Source organism: Lysinibacillus sp. GbtcB16 (genome assembly GCF_019091145.1).
GTDB classification, from domain to species: Bacteria; Bacillota; Bacilli; order Bacillales_A; family Planococcaceae; genus Lysinibacillus; species Lysinibacillus fusiformis.
This window is the reverse complement of sequence record NZ_JAGXJV010000058.1, coordinates 1-1,360: the sequence shown is the minus strand read 5'-3', so window position 1 is coordinate 1,360 and position 1,360 is coordinate 1. Positions and strand designations below refer to the sequence as shown.

The window sequence follows — 1,360 nt, the reverse complement described above, 5'->3', positions numbered from 1 at the left end:
TTAGAGATTACATTGAAACTAAGTAGGGGCAGAAAGAAAAAAGCTGAACAAGGTGGATATGCAGGTGGCGGTGTCATGTTTGGTTATATAGTACAGAAAGGGCGAAAAGTAGTAGAAGTGGATACAGAGAAAGCGATCGTTGTACGGAGGCTATTTGAATTAAGACATTTTTTTAAACATTGGTCACTATCTCAATTGGCAGAACAGCTCAACATGGAAGGCCATCGAACAGAGAAAGGGAAACGATTTACAAAAGTACAAGTGAAGCGCATTTTAGACCGAGAAAGCTTTTATCGGGGAATTTATACATATGGGCAAATTCAAGCAAATGGGCAACACCCTGCAATAATTTGAAGGGCTACTTAAAAAAGGTGCTCATTTACTTATATATCTTCATATAACGGTGAAAATGGATAGGCTTTCGTACCAATGCGCACCAGTTGGTGAACGCTCGAACTAAGGTTGCCGGCGTTTTCATTCCATTGAATAGGAGGATAAGTTAATGCATGAAAGACAGAAACATTTTTATGTGGGAGTAGATTTACATAAGCAACACCATGTGGCGGTTATTATTAATTGTTGGCAAGAAAAACTAGATGAAATAAAGTTTGAAAATAAACCGTCTGCTTTTTCAACTTTTTTATTGGATATTTATAAACATATGGAGGATGGTTTGACACCCATTTTTGGTTTAGAAGATGTTGGGGGTTATGGGAGAGCGTTAGCTAAATATTTAGCAGACCATGAGCAAATTGTAAAAGAAGTGAATCCAGCTCTTTCATACGCTGAACGAAAAAGCAATATGACCACACAAAAAAGTGATAGTTGGGATGCAGAATGTGTAGCCAGAATTTTGGTGAACAAACTAGAGCAGTTACCAGACGCTAAACCACATGATTTATATTGGTCGATACAACAGCTGGTCAGTAGAAGAAATGCATTAGTAAAGGCACAAAGTGCTTTAAAGAACCAACTGCATATTCAATTAAGTCACCACTATCCAAGCTATAAAAAGTTTTTTTCAGAGGTAGATGGAAAAACAGCATTGGCATTTTGGGAACGATACCCGTCTCCACCGTGTTTAGATGGGGTAAGTGTAAAGCAATTGACCATATTTTTATTAGAAGCCAGTAGCAATACATGTTCGGTGAAAAAAGCGAGTGAAATTTTAAAGTTGGTAAAAGAGGATGGAAACACAATAAGAGAACACCAAGAAACACGAGACTTTCTAGTAAAGAGCATCGTCCGAGACGTTTCATTTAAGAAGCAGGAAATGCGCTATGTGGAACGAGAATTAAGAGGGTTAATGAGTTTACTAGACTTCCAATTAGACACGATGCCAGGCAAAGATCTAGTTACA

The 1,360-nt window shown here is 37.9% G+C and carries 2 protein-coding genes; both read left to right on the top strand.

The annotated features are described in order from the left end of the window. A partial coding sequence (locus KVT27_RS23215) for a recombinase family protein (RefSeq protein ID WP_217582028.1) occupies window positions 1–354 on the top strand: 354 nt, incomplete at its 5' end. Between the two features lie 148 nt (window positions 355–502). Beyond that, window positions 503–1,360, top strand: an 858-nt coding sequence (locus KVT27_RS23210; protein WP_217582027.1) for an IS110 family transposase, incomplete at its 3' end; no start/stop codon positions are given.